15 protein-coding genes and 1 riboswitch are annotated in these 15893 nt (G+C 26.8%); of the genes, 4 read left to right on the top strand and 11 right to left on the bottom strand.

Annotation, left to right across the window (positions count from 1 at the left end; genetic code table 11):
• Positions 1–35: 35 nt before the first annotated feature.
• Both IC173_RS02205 and IC173_RS02200 read right to left on the bottom strand, forming a co-directional pair.
• The gene (locus IC173_RS02205) at positions 36–920 is read right to left on the bottom strand and encodes an RNA polymerase sigma factor RpoD/SigA (RefSeq protein ID WP_227432868.1); all 885 of its coding nucleotides are present in this window, start codon (positions 918–920) and stop codon (positions 36–38) included.
• Between the two features lie 290 nt (positions 921–1210).
• Positions 1211–1687: a type I restriction enzyme HsdR N-terminal domain-containing protein gene (locus tag IC173_RS02200; protein ID WP_227432867.1), complete on the bottom strand. Its 477-nt coding sequence runs from the start codon at positions 1685–1687 to the stop codon at positions 1211–1213.
• A 267-nt stretch (positions 1688–1954) separates the two neighbouring features.
• Here IC173_RS02200 and IC173_RS02195 point away from each other — a divergent pair, with 267 nt between their 5' ends.
• Positions 1955–3145, top strand: a complete 1191-nt coding sequence (locus IC173_RS02195; RefSeq protein WP_227482326.1) for a DUF1002 domain-containing protein — start codon at positions 1955–1957, stop codon at positions 3143–3145.
• 79 nt (positions 3146–3224) lie between these two features.
• Here IC173_RS02195 and proC read toward each other — a convergent pair whose 3' ends face one another.
• The 7 genes from proC to IC173_RS02160 form a co-directional block, all read right to left on the bottom strand.
• Positions 3225–4028 (bottom strand): pyrroline-5-carboxylate reductase, encoded by an 804-nt coding sequence (gene proC / locus IC173_RS02190; protein ID WP_227432864.1) that lies wholly within the window; start codon positions 4026–4028, stop codon positions 3225–3227.
• 36 nt (positions 4029–4064) lie between these two features.
• Positions 4065–4655 (bottom strand): helix-turn-helix domain-containing protein, encoded by a 591-nt coding sequence (locus IC173_RS02185; RefSeq protein WP_413840640.1) that lies wholly within the window; start codon positions 4653–4655, stop codon positions 4065–4067.
• A gap of 1089 nt (positions 4656–5744) precedes the next feature.
• Positions 5745–6353, bottom strand: a complete 609-nt coding sequence (locus IC173_RS02180; protein ID WP_227432862.1) for a DNA-3-methyladenine glycosylase — start codon at positions 6351–6353, stop codon at positions 5745–5747.
• Positions 6354–6467: 114 nt separating this feature from the next.
• Positions 6468–9206, bottom strand: a complete 2739-nt coding sequence (locus IC173_RS02175) for a PAS domain-containing sensor histidine kinase (protein ID WP_227823726.1) — start codon at positions 9204–9206, stop codon at positions 6468–6470.
• Positions 9207–9354: 148 nt separating this feature from the next.
• The gene (locus tag IC173_RS02170; RefSeq protein ID WP_227855096.1) at positions 9355–10146 is read right to left on the bottom strand and encodes a MetQ/NlpA family ABC transporter substrate-binding protein; all 792 of its coding nucleotides are present in this window, start codon (positions 10144–10146) and stop codon (positions 9355–9357) included.
• A gap of 37 nt (positions 10147–10183) precedes the next feature.
• Positions 10184–10840, bottom strand: a complete 657-nt coding sequence (locus IC173_RS02165) for a methionine ABC transporter permease (protein ID WP_227432857.1) — start codon at positions 10838–10840, stop codon at positions 10184–10186.
• Positions 10833–11798 carry a methionine ABC transporter ATP-binding protein gene (locus IC173_RS02160; RefSeq protein WP_227432855.1) on the bottom strand — a complete coding sequence of 322 codons (966 nt, stop codon included), beginning with the start codon at positions 11796–11798 and terminating at the stop codon, positions 10833–10835. The genes IC173_RS02165 and IC173_RS02160 overlap by 8 nt, the downstream gene beginning before the upstream one ends.
• 118 nt (positions 11799–11916) lie before the next feature.
• Positions 11917–12023, bottom strand: a riboswitch (SAM riboswitch).
• A 350-nt stretch (positions 12024–12373) separates the two neighbouring features.
• Between IC173_RS02160 and IC173_RS02155 the strand changes: the two genes are divergently transcribed.
• Positions 12374–13093, top strand: coding sequence for an alpha/beta fold hydrolase (locus IC173_RS02155; RefSeq protein WP_227855095.1), 720 nt, complete (start codon positions 12374–12376; stop codon positions 13091–13093).
• Positions 13094–13119: 26 nt separating this feature from the next.
• The gene (locus tag IC173_RS20885) at positions 13120–13218 is read left to right on the top strand and encodes a cysteine-rich KTR domain-containing protein (RefSeq protein WP_227433305.1); all 99 of its coding nucleotides are present in this window, start codon (positions 13120–13122) and stop codon (positions 13216–13218) included.
• Between the two features lie 152 nt (positions 13219–13370).
• Here IC173_RS20885 and IC173_RS02145 read toward each other — a convergent pair whose 3' ends face one another.
• Positions 13371–13970, bottom strand: a complete 600-nt coding sequence (locus IC173_RS02145; protein WP_227432853.1) for a hypothetical protein — start codon at positions 13968–13970, stop codon at positions 13371–13373.
• A 244-nt stretch (positions 13971–14214) separates the two neighbouring features.
• Between IC173_RS02145 and IC173_RS02140 the strand changes: the two genes are divergently transcribed.
• Complete coding sequence (locus tag IC173_RS02140) at positions 14215–14811, top strand: DUF3793 family protein (RefSeq protein WP_227432851.1); 597 nt, start codon at positions 14215–14217, stop codon at positions 14809–14811.
• 115 nt (positions 14812–14926) lie between these two features.
• Here the strand turns inward: IC173_RS02140 and IC173_RS02135 are convergent, their stop codons facing one another.
• On the bottom strand, positions 14927–15889 hold the full coding sequence (locus IC173_RS02135) for an NrtA/SsuA/CpmA family ABC transporter substrate-binding protein (protein ID WP_255612921.1): 963 nt from the start codon (positions 15887–15889) through the stop codon (positions 14927–14929).
• Positions 15890–15893: the final 4 nt, after the last annotated feature.

The raw sequence follows: 15893 nt of genomic DNA, 5'->3' as shown, positions 1-15893 counted from the left end.
TTCTCCTACTTTCTTTTATATTCGCTTTATAAATATTAATAAAAATGCTTTAATTGTTTTAATTTACTTGGATGTCTTAATTTTCTTATTGCTTTAGCTTCTATTTGTCTTATTCTTTCTCTAGTAACTCCAAACACTTTTCCAATCTGTTCTAATGTCTTAGGGTCATCATCATCAATGCCAAATCTCATTCTCAAAACCTGCTGTTCTTGTTCTCCAAGACCTGTAAGTAATTCTTCTATTTTTTCTTTTAAATTATGTTGTTCCACTTCATGCATTACAACATCTTTAAAATCAGCATCTGATGGTATAAATTCAACTAAACTACTATCTTCATCTTCTTTTAATGGTGTATCCAAAGATACAACATTTTTATCTCGTTTTAATAATTCCAATACTTTCTCAACCTCAAGACCACAAGCATCTGCAATCTCATCTACAGTTGGTTCTCTTAATAATACATTTAAAAGTTCTTGTTTCTTTTTCTTTACAAAATTTATTCTTTGGTGAAGATGTATAGGTATTCTAATAGTATTTTCGCAATCATCAATATATCTTGTTATGCTTTGTTTTATCCACCATGTAGCATAAGTGCTAAATTTGTATCCTTTTTTATAATCGTACTTCTCTACTGCTTTTATGAGTCCTATATTTCCCGCTTGAATTAAGTCTAGCATATCAATACTATCTCTTTTATATCTTTTTGCTATGCTCACTACCAACCTATAATTTGAATTTATAAACTTTTCCTTTGCTACTGAAGATGAGTTGATTATTTCCTTTGCCAGCTCTACCTCTTCTCCTGCTGACAACATTTTGTATTCCTCAATTTCCTTTAAATACATTTTCATCGCATTTGATACATTTGATGAACCCACACAAATATAATTTTCATAATTATTTTCTTTTTTAGTATCCATAATCAAACCCCTTCTATTCATAGAATTTGCTAAAACAAAAATAAATAATTTAAAACTACATAATCTACAACTACATAATATCCCCTTCTTCAAATAAGTTGTTTTGTATATTATGTATACAAAGTTATAAAAACTATACCTATAATATTATTCTACCTCTAACCCTAATATCCTCCTTATATATATAATTTATTTTATTATATATTGTTATATCCTAAGTTTTTAGATTGATATATGTCTAAAAAAAGACTGTTGATTAAACAGTCTTTTTTAATATATATGCTTGTTATTTACTTTTCATGATGATTGCATCCACATCCACAATTTTCATCGTGATGATGATGTTCTTCTTCTGAATCTTTAACTTGTTGTTCCATCTCATTAAACTCTTTTACCATTATATCATAAGTTGGAAGTGCTGCCTCAGTATCATATTCTTCGCCTCTCCAATCAGCATACATCATAGCATCACCATTAGTTAAAACCAATCTACCTGACATAGTTATGTTATCTACTTCTTCTAAAAATTCTATTTGTTTTTGTAAAACTTCCCCTTCTAATTCTACATCTTCATCTAAACACTGCACTATCATTACTGGAGCGTAATAATCCTCATCATCTTTAACATTTACAATAATATCTAAAGTTCCCTCTGCACCTTCTTCAAATTCTGCTAATTCAACATTTGTATCAATCATGTCCTGAGGTACTAATAAATCTTCTATTAAATATTTTATTACTCTGTCTTTTACTAATTCTTTTGACATTTATTTTTTCTCCTTCCGATTCTATAACATTATCATAATCATTTCTATATTATAGTATACTACATTAATTGTTTTTTCAATCTCTTATAAAAATTATTTTTTTATTATTTACCTTATATTACCTTTTTTATTACAAACTTGTAATCGCATTGATTTAAAAAATAGTTTATATTTAGTATAATAGAAATGTAGCACATATTTTTATTCAATATATTGATAAAAATATATATTGAAAATGTAATGTATGTTAAATCTAGGAGGATTATTATGAAGTTTAAAAAACAAATTAGCTCTATTATTATATCTACTATGCTTGTGTTTGGAAGTTTAAACCTTGCTTATGCAGATGGAACAAATGTTGTTACACTTGGAGCTAACTTATCAGAATCTCAAAAACAACAAATGCTTAATTATTTTGGAGTTAAAAAAGACCAAGTCTTAGTTTTAGATGTAACAAATGCAGAAGAAAGACAATATTTACAAGGTGTTGCAACAGAGAGCCAACTTGGTAAAGTTACTATTTCTTGCTCTTATGTTGAGCCTACAACAAATGGCAATGGAATTAATGTTAAAACAGCAAATTTAACTTGGGTAACTAGCTCAATGATTGCTTCAACACTTACAACAGCTGGTCTTGAAAATGCAAATGTTATTGCTGCTGCTCCATATCCTGTAAGTGGTACTGGTGCATTGACAGGAATTATGAAAGCATTTGAAGATGCATCAGGAAAAAAACTTGACGAAACAAAAAAGGAAATTGCTTCTGAAGAGTTAGTGGTTACAGGTGATTTAGGAGATGATATAGGTCAAGAAAAAGCAACTGGTGTGATGAATGATATCAAAACAGAAATTGTAAAAAATGGTACAAAGGATACTAATCAAATAGCTAATACGATAAATAATGTTGTAAACAATTACAATATTACTATTACACCAGAACAAAAAGAACAAATTCAAGGTGTAATGAAAAAAATAGCTGACCAAGATTATGATTACAATAATATGAAAAATACATTGGATAATGTATCAGACAATGTAAATGAACAACTAAAAAAATTAGGTGATAGTGTTAAAGGTTCTGGAATACTAGATACTATAGGTGGATGGTTTAGTGGAATAGGAGATTGGTTCTCTGGTTTATTCTCAGGAGGAGATAAAAAAGATTTGGGAATCTTAAATAACACTAATGATGAGTCTCTTGGCTCAAATGCTGTGATAAACTCTACAGAAGGTGTTCAAATAAATCCACAAGATAATACTAACTCTAATAATACAGATAACTCAGAAGATAGTACTAACTCTAATAATACGGATAACTCAGAAAATAATAGCGAGAATAATGATAACACTCAATCAAGTGAAAATAACACAACTAATAATTCTGAAAATCAATCCAATACTAATGACTCAGTTGGTTTCTTTGAAAAAATAAAGAATTGGCTTTCAGGTTTATTTTAAAAATTAAGTAAATAAAAGAATTGCCTAATATAGAAATTTTCTATAAAAGGCAATTCTTTTTATCTCAAATAAATTCTTATTACTTGCTCATTTTTTGAGATTTTTCTATACATGCACATATAGCTTTTATAACAGAGGCTCTAAAACCTTCCTCTTCAAGGACTTTAACTGCTTCTATAGTAGTCCCTCCAGGTGAGCATACCATATCTTTTAGTTCACCAGGATGTTTTCCTGTTTCAAGTACCATTTTTGCAGAACCCATAACTGCTTGTGCTGCAAATTTATATGCTTGTTGTCTTGGCATTCCTGCAATTACTGCTGCATCTGCAATAGCTTCTATAAACAAAAACACATAGGCTGGTGCAGAACCACTCGCTCCAATCACTGCTTCTATAAGATATTCTGGTACGACTTCAGTGTTTCCAAAAGAACTAAATACTTCTACCACTGCTTCTAAATCTTCATCTTTTATATTTTTATTTATAGATATTGAAGACATAGCCTCATTTACAAGTGCAGGAGTATTAGGCATAGTTCTAACTATTTTTTTATTTTCACCTATAATTGCCTCTATATCTTTTATAGATTTTCCTGCTGCTATTGTAACTATAATCTTACTATCATCTACAAAATCTTTTATCTCTTCTAAAATATCATCATATATGTCTGGCTTAACAGCTACAATTACTATATCAGAATTTCTAGTAACCTCTTTTGAATCTTTTGTAGTATTTATACCAAAATTTGCATGTATTCTATCAAGAGTTCCTTGAGTATATGCTGATGCTGTTACCATATTAGGTTCAACTAATTTTGAATTTACTATACCACCTATCATAGCACTGGCCATATTCCCTGCACCTATAAATCCAATTCTTTTCACTGTAATACTCCTCCTTAAATAAGTAATAACTAAACTTTAAGCTTCTTTAACTGTATCAGAATTTTCAAATGGATTTGGTATACTTACCACTAAAATTCTTACCATCTTATTAGTATAGTTAACCCAATTGTGATTGTTCTTTTCACTATTGTAGTGTATTGTATCACCTGGATACATTTCAATTTGCTCGTCACCCAAAAACACTGTAAGAGTGCCCTCTAAAACATATACAAATTCTTCACCACTATGTACATAGCAACAAATTTCTTCACTACTTTTACTTGGAAGAATTTCAATTAATCTTGGTAACATAGTTTTTTCTTTTAAATTAGATGATAAATGATAATGTATAAATGTTGAATTTTCTACATCAAAAACTTCTTTTTCATAACTTCTTAATACAGGTCTCTTATGCTCCTTTGGTTTCATAAAAAAGTAAGTTAAATCTACATCCAATACATTTGCTATTTTACCTAATGAATCTGTTGCCACACTTGTTAATCCTCTTTCAAGCTGTGACAAAAATCCAATTGATAAGTTTGTTTTCTCACTCATATCTTTCAGTGTCATTTGTTTTTGAGTTCTAAGTTGCTTTATTTTTGCTCCTATGTCCTTATTCAAAACCATCACCCCTAAATAATTTTAATTTTTTCATAATATAAATATAAGAATATAAATATAGGCTATTATATCTATAATATTTCACCTCAAAAAAACTTTATTAGTATAAATATAATTTATTCACTTTCTTTTGTCTACACATTTATCATTATTTATAATTTATTATATATATCTCTCTACCTAATTTAATAAAATTTATTAATCATTTTTCTATTTTTTAATATATCTGATTATAATGACTTTTTTTATATTATAAAACTATATTATAAAACTTAAGTTATTCCTATAATTTACTTTATTATTTATATAGTTCATAATATATAAATCCTATTAGTATAATTTTTATCAGATTACTATCTTTAATTTATGTATATTGCATTATATAGTTTATTTGAATTTAACTATTAAAAATCAAGCTTATTATATTGCTATTTCTACAGATTTTTACATCCTTTACAATAATTATAACATAATTTTACAATTTAATAGTATCTATTCAATGCCTTTTTTTATTTCTACAATATCTTATATTTTACAGTCTAAAACTATACATATTTTTCTAATATTTATACAGATACAGACTTGTTATTTCCTAATTTAACAATCGTTATCAAAATATTTATCATCTTTTTAAATTCCATTTTTAAATTTTCTGTCTAACAATAATTTTCATAATAAACCATATGAAATCACCTTATAACCTCAATCATACGATTTTAAATATATCTCTATTCTAAAGATACTTTCTTTTTTTGTCAAAATTTTTCTATTTTTTATAAATAATTATTTGTTGTAATAAATAATCTGTTTAATATAAAATAAACTAACTTTATATATAAACACGACTATTCTTAATAAAATGCGTCCAAAAGTTAATATTCATTTATTTTATAGTATAATATTATCATACTTATTTTGTTGAAATATATCTTTGTTTGTATAAACAAAACAATTGAAAATAATTATAAAAATCTACTGAAAATACATCTCCTGCTTTATAAATTTATTTATACTAAAATAAAAATTCTATAAAAAATAAGATATATATTTATAAAAAATAATTTTTATAAATATATATCTTATTGATATCAGTACCTATTCTATATAAAAACGCCATAAAAAGTCTTTTGCTTCTTCTGCATAGTCTATATTTATACGTTTACTAGTTTTTATATCCAATTTATCTTCACTAAATACTTTTTTTCCTTCATTATCATAATAAAAGTCACTTATATACAATTCTTCACCCATTATACTCTTACTATTTAAGCTTCTATCTATTTTTAAAGCCTTACAAAGTTTTCCTGGTCCATTAGTAATATTTTTTATTTGATACTTACTCAAATTATCATACAGTTTATTATATCTATTTACAGATATCTCATTTAAAGAAGTTATTGGTTCGACACCTCTTATTAACACACACTCTGGTACATTTTCTATATTTGCTGATAGATTTAGACAATTGTACATACCATAAATTAAATAAACATATATATGTCCACCATCTAAATAGAGAGGCTTAGTTCTCTCAGTTCTTTTATCACCATATACATGTGCGCCTTTGTCATTTATACCCATGTATGCCTCTGTCTCTACTATCTTGGTAACAATTGTTTTATTTTCATATTTTCTTATTAAATATTTACCTAATATAGATTTAGCTAAATCAATTCCATTTTTCCTAAAAAAATCCTTTTCCAAAATTTCACCTCATAAAGTTTATTTATAGTCAGTTAAATACAGCTAAAATCATAAGTAAAATTAGTCTGCTTTTAATTGTATATTAATATATAAAATAATGGATTTCAATATTTACTACTTATATATATCAAAAAATTCTATCTCGAATTTTTCAATATTATCGTTGTAATTTGATTTATCATAGACTTCTTCAACTACTTCTTTAATTGGGAATATTATTTTTACCTTTGTTCCTTCTCCTAATTTACTATCTATATAAATTTCTCCATTTTGAATTTCAATTAACGATTTTGCAAGACACAATCCTATTCCACTGCCGAATTCGTTTGATATACCACTATTTTCAATTTGTTTAAATCTATTAAATATGTCATTTAATTTTTCCTTTTCTATACCTATTCCAGTATCTTTTATAAGTATTTCTACATTTTCACCCTCTTTATATATTCCTACAAGTATTTCTCCACCTTCTAAAGTAAACTTTATAGCATTTGATAATATATTCAATATTATCCTCTCTATAGATTCTGGGTCAAGTCCTACTCTCATGGTTTCTTCATTTGTATCAAAAACTAAGTCTATTCCCTTAGATTTTGCATAACTGCTAATGGATGTAACTATTCTTTCTGTTATATCGATAATATCAAAGTTAACCGCTTTAATCTTATATATTTCTGATTTAACTTGAGAAATATTTATTATATTATCTATTAATCTTAATAATCTAAACATGTTTTGTTTAGTTATTTTTATGTGTTCTCTTAATATATCTTGACAGTCAATTATCTTTCCTTTTTTATAAAGATTCTCGATAAGCTGAACTGAACTATAGATATTATTTAAAGGGGTCTTAAGTTCATGAGATATATTAGCATAGAACTCCATCTTCATCTGGTCATACTGTCTTTGTTTTATTAATGCTTTTTTAAGTCTCTCAGACTCTCTTTGTACACTTAAATCTTTAATTATTCTCACTCTACTTCTCTTCTGCCCAAAGTATAAGGTTCTTGATATCATCTTTACTTCTTTAATATGATTGTTTTCATTTACTATATGAATACTTTTTTCTCTTTCACCTATATTTAAATTGTTTATGTATTTTTTTACTAAGATATTTCTATATTTTTGTGTTGTTACGCCTAGTACATCACTTGATATTCCAAATAATTCTCTAAAAGCTCTATTCGTATAGAGTACTCTTGATGTACTTAAATCTTCAAGAAAAATAGCCTCTGGTATAGCATCTAATAATTTTTCATATATTATTTTTTGTTCATTTACTGTTCTAAGTATATTTATTTCTTTAGTTATATCTCTAAATGTAAGTAACTTAAATAATTTATTATTTGACCAATAATCTCCAACTCTCACTTCTTCAACATGTTCTTCGCCCTCTGAATCAGACATTACAAAATTAATTATACAATTTGCCGTATCATTATAACTTACTATTTCAGCTTTCTTTTCTTTTGTTAGATTTAATCTTTTAAACTCTCTATTATCAAAAAAATCTATGTTAAAGGTTTCAAAATATTTTTCTAATGTCATATTAACTAGCTCTTTTGGTGTACATTTAAAACTCTTTTCATATTTTTTATTTATGCTTATTACTTTATTCTTCTTTATACCACCTTCTGCACTTCTTACAAGTATAGGAGATGGTATATTTAATATTATATTTTCATAATCTTTATTTATAGCCCTTATCTCTTTATCCATTTTTATTTCATTTGTAATATTATTTAAGCTTATTAAATAATTACTTTCTTCTTCATTATTACTTAAACTTAACAAATATATTTTATTATTCAACTCTACTTGTTTATCAATTATACTTATATCCGTATCAAATTTCTTTAGCTTTTCAGCTACATGCTCATCTTCCTTTATAAAATTTAATATGTGATAAAAGTTTTTCATATCCTTTGAAAATTCATCTTTAAATGCATTATTTGTATAACTTATATTAAAATCATAATCTGTTATTATCCATACATTTGGTATAGTATCAAGTGCTTGTCTTAATAACTCTTTTCTTTCATCTATGTAATTTTTTAATGTTTTCTGTATAGTCATGTCCTTTTCTATTGCTAGATTTATCTTACTTAATTGTTCTGACTTTTTACTTAATTTCTTATTTATTGAATTTAATTCATAATATGGATATACCACTCTATTAATTAGACTGTATACATACACATAGTAAGTATAATTACATAACAATAAATACACTACTCCTATTAATCTATCTGTATCTACTATACTAATTTGACAAGTTGTTATAAAACCTATAATAGTTGCAAATAAAGCAAAGTATGATAAATTTTTTATTAAGCTATAATGTTCAGTTTCACTATTAGTTTTGTTTAATACAAACAATAAATTGAACAAAGACATGACAACATTAATTGCCATAATAATCATATTCAAATAAAAGTTATTAAAAATACTTCTTAGAAGATAATCTACTATTACAAAAGTACTGTTGAAAATCAACAAATGACTTATTCTCAGCTTTTTTATTTTAGAAATTGTTAAGTATATAAATGTAGATATATTAATTATACTTAAATTGAGTATCATAACTTGGAATTTTTGAATCTCTAATTCTGCTATGCCTAAAATCCCCACAAAAACTAATACAAGGCATCCTAATTTTAGTATGTTTATAAATTCATCTTTTTCAAAACTAGTTATATAAACTATAGAATATCCAAATATCCAAAGTAAAATTATTCTATACATATTTATGGAAACTGTATACAAATTTATATTCAAAAGTGCAATAATTAAAAATAACCCATTAGCCAATATATAGCCCTTATTCTTCCTTAAAGTTCCTTTAGATTCCATATTCTCCACCACTTCTTCATTTTTATATAGTTTTATCTATAAATATGTTACCACAATTCTCCCAAAAAATTTGTCACTTTCTAGTTATAAAAAAAAATGAGTAAAGTTTTTAAAATTTTACTCATTTTATAGATTTTGTATATTTAATTTAAAAAGCTGGAACTATACTTCCTTTATATTCATCTTGTATAAACTTTTTAACTTCTTTACTATTCATAGCCTCTGATAAAGCTTTAATCTTATCGCTATCTTTATTATCTTCTCTACAAGCAATTATATTTACATATGGAGAATCGCTTGATTCTATTACTATTGCATCTTTAGTAGGATTTAAATTCGCTGTTAAAGCATAGTTAGAATTTATTACTGCTCCATCAACATCTTTTAATACTGTTGGTAATTGTTCTGCATTCATTTCTTTTATTTGTATATTTTTAGGATTTTTAGTTATATCTTTTTTAGTTATAAGTTCGCCATCCTTTACTTCTATTAATTTATGCTTTGCTAATAATTTAAGTGCTCTAGCTCCATTAGTCGCATCATTTGGTACAGCTATAACTGCTCCATCTTTTACTTCATCTAATGATTTAACTTTTTCTGAATAGAATCCCATTGGCTCTATATGAACTTTAGATGTATAAGTAAGTTTATATTCCTTTTCCTTCACAGTCTCCTCTAAAAATGGAATATGTTGAAAGAAGTTAGCATCCAAAGAACCTTCATCTAAAGCTGTATTTGGAAGCACATAATCATCAAATATCTTTACTTCTAAATCATATCCTTTTTCTTTTAATAAAGGTTTTGCAACTTCCAATATTTTTGCATGTGGATTTGATGATGCCCCTACTAATATTTGTTTATCCTCTTTGTTTGAACATCCTACTGCTGATATTGCTATTGCTGACACTAATGCTACTGATAATAATTTTTTTAATTTCATTTTTTACTCCCCCTTTAAAAATGTTTTATTGATTAAATTATTTTAGTTTCTTATAAGCTAGATTTCCTAAACCTTGTATTATTTGAACTAGTATTACAAGTGCTATTACTGTATAAACCATTACTGCTGTGTCAAATCTTTGGTATCCGTAAATAAGAGCTATATTACCTAGTCCACCAGCTCCTACTGCACCTGCCATAGCTGTATAACCAAGTATAGAAATTACTGATAATGTAATTCCAGATACTATTGAAGGCATTGCTTCTTTTATCATAACTTTAAATACTATTTGTTTTTTTGTAGCTCCAAAAGATTTGGCAGCCTCTATTAGTCCCTTATCAACTTCGTTTAATGAACTTTCTATAATCCTAGCGATAAATGGTGCTGCACCAATAGTTATTGGTACTATTGCAGCAGTTTCTCCTATACTTGTTCCAACAATTAATCTTGTTATTGGAATCATTGCAACTATAAGTATCATAAATGGGAAACTTCTAAATATGTTTACTATAAATCCTAGTGCACTATTAATCGTACTATTTGGTTTTAATCCATCTGGTTTTGTCACTACTAATATAATTGCTAGTATAAATCCTAATATTGTTGCCACTACAGTTGGTACTATGACCATATATAAAGTTTGTAGTAATGCATTTGGAAATAGTGTTGTTAAAAAATCAATTAGACTATTCATTTATCATTTCCTCCCATCTTATGTCCTTATCTGTAAGATACTGTTTTACTTTATCTCCACTTTTATCTGAAACATTTATAATAAGTGAACCTAAAATATCTTCTTTAAATTGTTCTAATTTCCCAAATATTATAGATACATCTATGTTTAACTCTCTTGCCATTGTTGTAATAATAGCTTCATTAGAAATGTCTTTAGGGAATAGTATTTTTATATTTGTTCCTTTTGGTAAAATTATACTTTCTTCACCTATTAATTTTCTAAGTCCTTTAGTATTTCTCAAGAAAATTTCTTCTGTATCTCCTATTTCTAATACCTCTCCATTTTCCATTATTGCCACTCTTCCACAAATTTGTTTTATAACTTCCATTTGGTGAGTTACAACTATTATTGTTATTCCTAGGTTTTTGTTTATATCTTCAAGTAATGAAAGAATTGATTTTGTAGTATTTGGGTCTAGTGCTGAAGTTGCTTCATCACAAAGAAGTACTTGTGGGTTTAGTGCTAAAGCCCTAGCAATTGCAACTCTCTGTTTTTGACCACCACTTAAGTTTCTTGGTTTATCATTTTTCTTTTCAGATATACCAACCACTTCTAGTAACTCTAAAACTCTTTTTTTTATTTCTGCCTTTGTATATCCAAAGCACTCTAAAGGTAATGCTACATTATCAAACACTGTTTTTCTTTCAAGTAATGAAAAGTGTTGAAAAATCATACCTAACTCTTTTCTTAAATCCCTCATTTGCTTTTCATTTAATGACTTTACTTCCTTATTAGATACAAGCACACTACCTTCTTGATATTCTTCTAGCCCATTTATACATCTAAGTAGTGTTGATTTTCCAGCACCACTATGACCTATTATTCCAAAAATTTCTCCAGATTCTATCTCAATACTTACATCTTTAAGTACTTGAGTCTTTCCATAATACTTATTAACATTTTTTATGCTAATCATAAAATTTCCTCCCCACATATTCTGCTCAATTTGTATGTTTATTTTTATTTATGTATTTTAAATTTGTATCTAACAAAATAAAAGCCTGAGTATAAACTCAGGCTTAGAAAGCTATTTATACTCATCTATCAACTATATTAGTTGCAGGATTTAGCACCAATGTATATAAAATATACTGGTTGCCGGGTTTCAAAGGGCCAGTCCCTCCACCACTCTTGATAAGACGTTATTTAATTTGATTCGATTATCATTTCTTGCTATGTTATATATAATATATTTATTAATAATATTTGTCAATAAATTTATTTGAAATTTTTATTTTTTATTATTCTGAATTGAAAACAAAGTTCATAAAACCTCATATCAGTTTAGAAAATGGATATCAAGATACTACTCTTTCAATTATTTTGACAAAACTGATACTTGTTCTATCTAATTTCTATTTGGATGTGGATTTCTTCGAGTAGAATGTTAGTGATTTTCCAGCAAAAGTAGAAGCATATAAAGAACTTATTTGCAAAGAACTTGGAGTAAAAAATAAAAACGAACTATTTTAAAATGCGAAGTAAATATTTGTGAAAATATTAATCATGCTTCCTGGACTAGGCGATGGATTAACCACAGTCAAAAGAATGGCTATCGCATATCGCATGTACGCCAAAGACTATAAAGTATATGTTTTTAGCAGAAAAAACCATTTAAAAGAAGGTTATTCTACACGAGATATGGCTAAAGACCAAGCGAAAGCCATGAAAATACTTGGTATCACTAAAGCTAAAGTTTTAGGTATTTCTCAAGGTGGAATGATAGCACAATACCTTGCTATTGATTATCCCGATTTAATTGAGAAACTCGTACTGGCAGTTACGCTATCAAAGCAGAATAAAAACATACAAGAAGTTGTTGGGAATTGGATTACATTGGCAGAGCAAGAAAAATATAAGTATCTAATGATTGACATATCAGAAAATTCTTATTCAGAGAATTATCTAAAAAAATATCGTTTTCTTTACCCCTTGCTTGGGAAAATCGGTAAACCTAAAGATTTTAGACGGTTTCTCATACAAGCATCCTCTTGTATTCAGCATGATGCATATATGGAGTTGAATAATATTATATGTCCCACTTTGATAATTGGGGGCGATAACAATAAGATAGTTGGTGTAACTTCTTCTGTTGAATTAACTGATAAAATTAAGGACAGCGAATTATTTATATATAAAGGTCTTGGACATGCTGCGTATGAGGAAGCAAAAGATTTTAATAATCGTGTTCTAAATTATTTATCGAAATAAAGTAAAGCATTATAAAAATAGAGTAGATACGCTATCCTGTATGTGGCAACAAAACAAGGCTAAAAATTCGATTAGATACTATACCTGAAAATTTCTCGTTTTATATTTTTTTACTGTTTTTATAAGCCATCATTGAATATTGAAATCAAATAGGCGTAAAACGGAATTTTTAAGCAACTAAAATAGAAACACATAAAGCCACACAAACATAGTGTTCGTGTGGCTTTACAGCGCTTTATAAAATAATTTTTATTGTTGATATTGGCAGGTTATTCTACTATTTTTTATTATTTCCTGTTATTCCTAATCTATCATTCATGTCTTTTATCATTTTTCTAAAACCACTACCTATATCATTTCCAACATCTTCTGTTCCATGAACTAGTTTCATAAAGTCATTTTGACCTTTTTTCATATCTTCATCAGATACTTTATCTAATTTCTCTAATCTAGCATCTATATCTTTTACTAATCTTTCACCTTCAGTTATTAATTCATCATTCATTTTCTTTAATTCAGCATCTTCTGTTTTACCATCTTTTTTAAGAGATGTTACAAATGATTGTATTTTGTCTCTACTGTCTTTGTATGCAGCCTTTACATCACTTAAATATTTTTCATTTCCTGGATATTCTTTATCTTTAAATTGATTATTTATACTTTCTGGAGTATCATAAATAGAATATCTATTTAAACCTGCTATATAATCATTATAGCTTGTTGAATAATAATTCATATAACCTTCATTGTTGTTTACTGATTCATTTGGATTTTTTCCTGCATTTTCATTTGGTTTTTCAGTTTTTTTAGTACAAGCAGTCATACCTATAGCTAATACTAACGCTAGTCCTACAAATAAAGTTCTTTTTAATTTCATTTTTATTATCCTCCTAGATGTTTTATATTACAAAAAGTTTTAATAAAGTTCTTTCTCAATTTAGTATTTCTATATTTTTATTTTTTATTTACTAAAATTAAACAATTTATAATTTATTTTTTGGGAAATTATAATAGATAAGTAATTAATAAAAAAAATATAATTTTATTATTGATATTGATTATCATTCATAGTATAATTTAATTAATTGATATTAATTTTCATTTGAAGGAGGTTATCTTTTATGCATTGTTGCAATTCACAATTTTGTTGTAAGAATAAAATTGAATCATCATATATAAAATGGCTTTTAGAAGTTTTAGGTCCAGTTTTTTTAGGCTCTAAACCTGCTGAAATAATAAATATTTCATTTACTGATGTAAATAGAGAGGAAAAAATTAATGATATTTACAAATATCTATATAATTGTAAAAGAATAGATTTTATAGTTATTGATAAAGAAAAAAAAGGATTAAAAATTTTATTTGTAAATAAAACAGCATTGTCAGAAAGATTAAAATGTAAAAAAACAGTAAATTTCTTGAAGTTTTTAGGATACAAACAAAATACTAATGTAAATGCTTATTTAGAGCATCTAGTTGAAAAGCTTAAAACTGATACTTTTCCTGATGAAATAGGTATTTTTTTAGGATATCCCCTTAAAGATGTAATTGGATTTATGGGATATAGTAACTATGAAGTTTCTATGATTAGGTATTGGAAAGTTTATGGTGATCCAAAACAATCAGAAGACACATATTCTAAGTTCTTGCTTCATCGTAAAAAAATGAGAAAATTACTTGACTACATAAGTGTAGATAAAATAGTAAGCTGTTTCTAATTAGATTTTATTCTATAAAATAATTAAAAATAAAAATACATCCTTTTTTATCATGTTATTATCACAATAACTTAAGGATGTATTTTCTATTTTAATATGCTAATTTCTTAATATACTAATTTTGGTTATATAACATATCTTTAATATTTATTTTCTTTTCTTGCATTCCATTAGACATCAAGAATTCTTGTGTATCCTCTAACTCTTTTATGTCCTTATCTGTTATCTTAGAACTAAAATCATACCAAGAATACATTTCCTTTGTTTCATCTAAAGTTAAACCAACTTCTTTTGATACCTCTTCCATTACCTTATCTTTATTCTCATCCATATATTTTAAAGTATCTTCATGAACTTTCATAAATCTTTTTACTAATTCAGGATATTTTTGAGCAAAATCATCACTTACTGCAGTAACTATTATTCCACTAACTAAACCTTCTCCATTTACTATCATTTTGCTACCTGCATTTATTGTTTTTAAAGCCACTGGCCCTGCAAGCATTGCAACATCTGCACTTTTACTTTCTAATGCAGAGGCAGCACTAGGAATATCCATGTTTACATATTCAACATCATCTATCGTATAACCTTCCTTAGCAAGTGCAGCAATCAATAATTGATGAAGTATAGTCCCTTTTGGACCTACAATTTTCTTACCTTTTAAATCTTTTATAGATTTGATATTTTCATTGTTAGTTATAAGCATATATCCTTTTGGTGATCTACTATAGATATTTGTAACTTTAAGTCCAACTCCATTAGATGCTGCTATTATAGCAGATGTTCCACCTAATGCATGTAAAAAGTCTAATTCTCCAGCAGCTAGTGCCTGAGTTTGTTCTGGGCCTGTTGTTAGTTCATGAAAATTAACTTTTATATTATCCTTTTTAAATTCCTTACCAAATGAATCATCTTTCTTTTCCAGTATACTTGGAACGTTAAGTGGAGACTTCACATAGGTTAAATTTATTTCCTTAGGTAAACTAGTCTCTTTTTTTGTAGGAACATCTTTATTACCCTCTTCTTTGGTTGAACATCCCACAGTCCCAACCAATACCATTACTAAAGATGTCATTACT

It is taken from the genome of Clostridioides sp. ES-S-0048-02 (genome assembly GCF_020658495.1).
In the GTDB taxonomy this organism is placed as follows: domain Bacteria; phylum Bacillota; class Clostridia; order Peptostreptococcales; family Peptostreptococcaceae; genus Clostridioides.
This window is presented reverse-complemented; position numbering and strand designations above follow the sequence as displayed.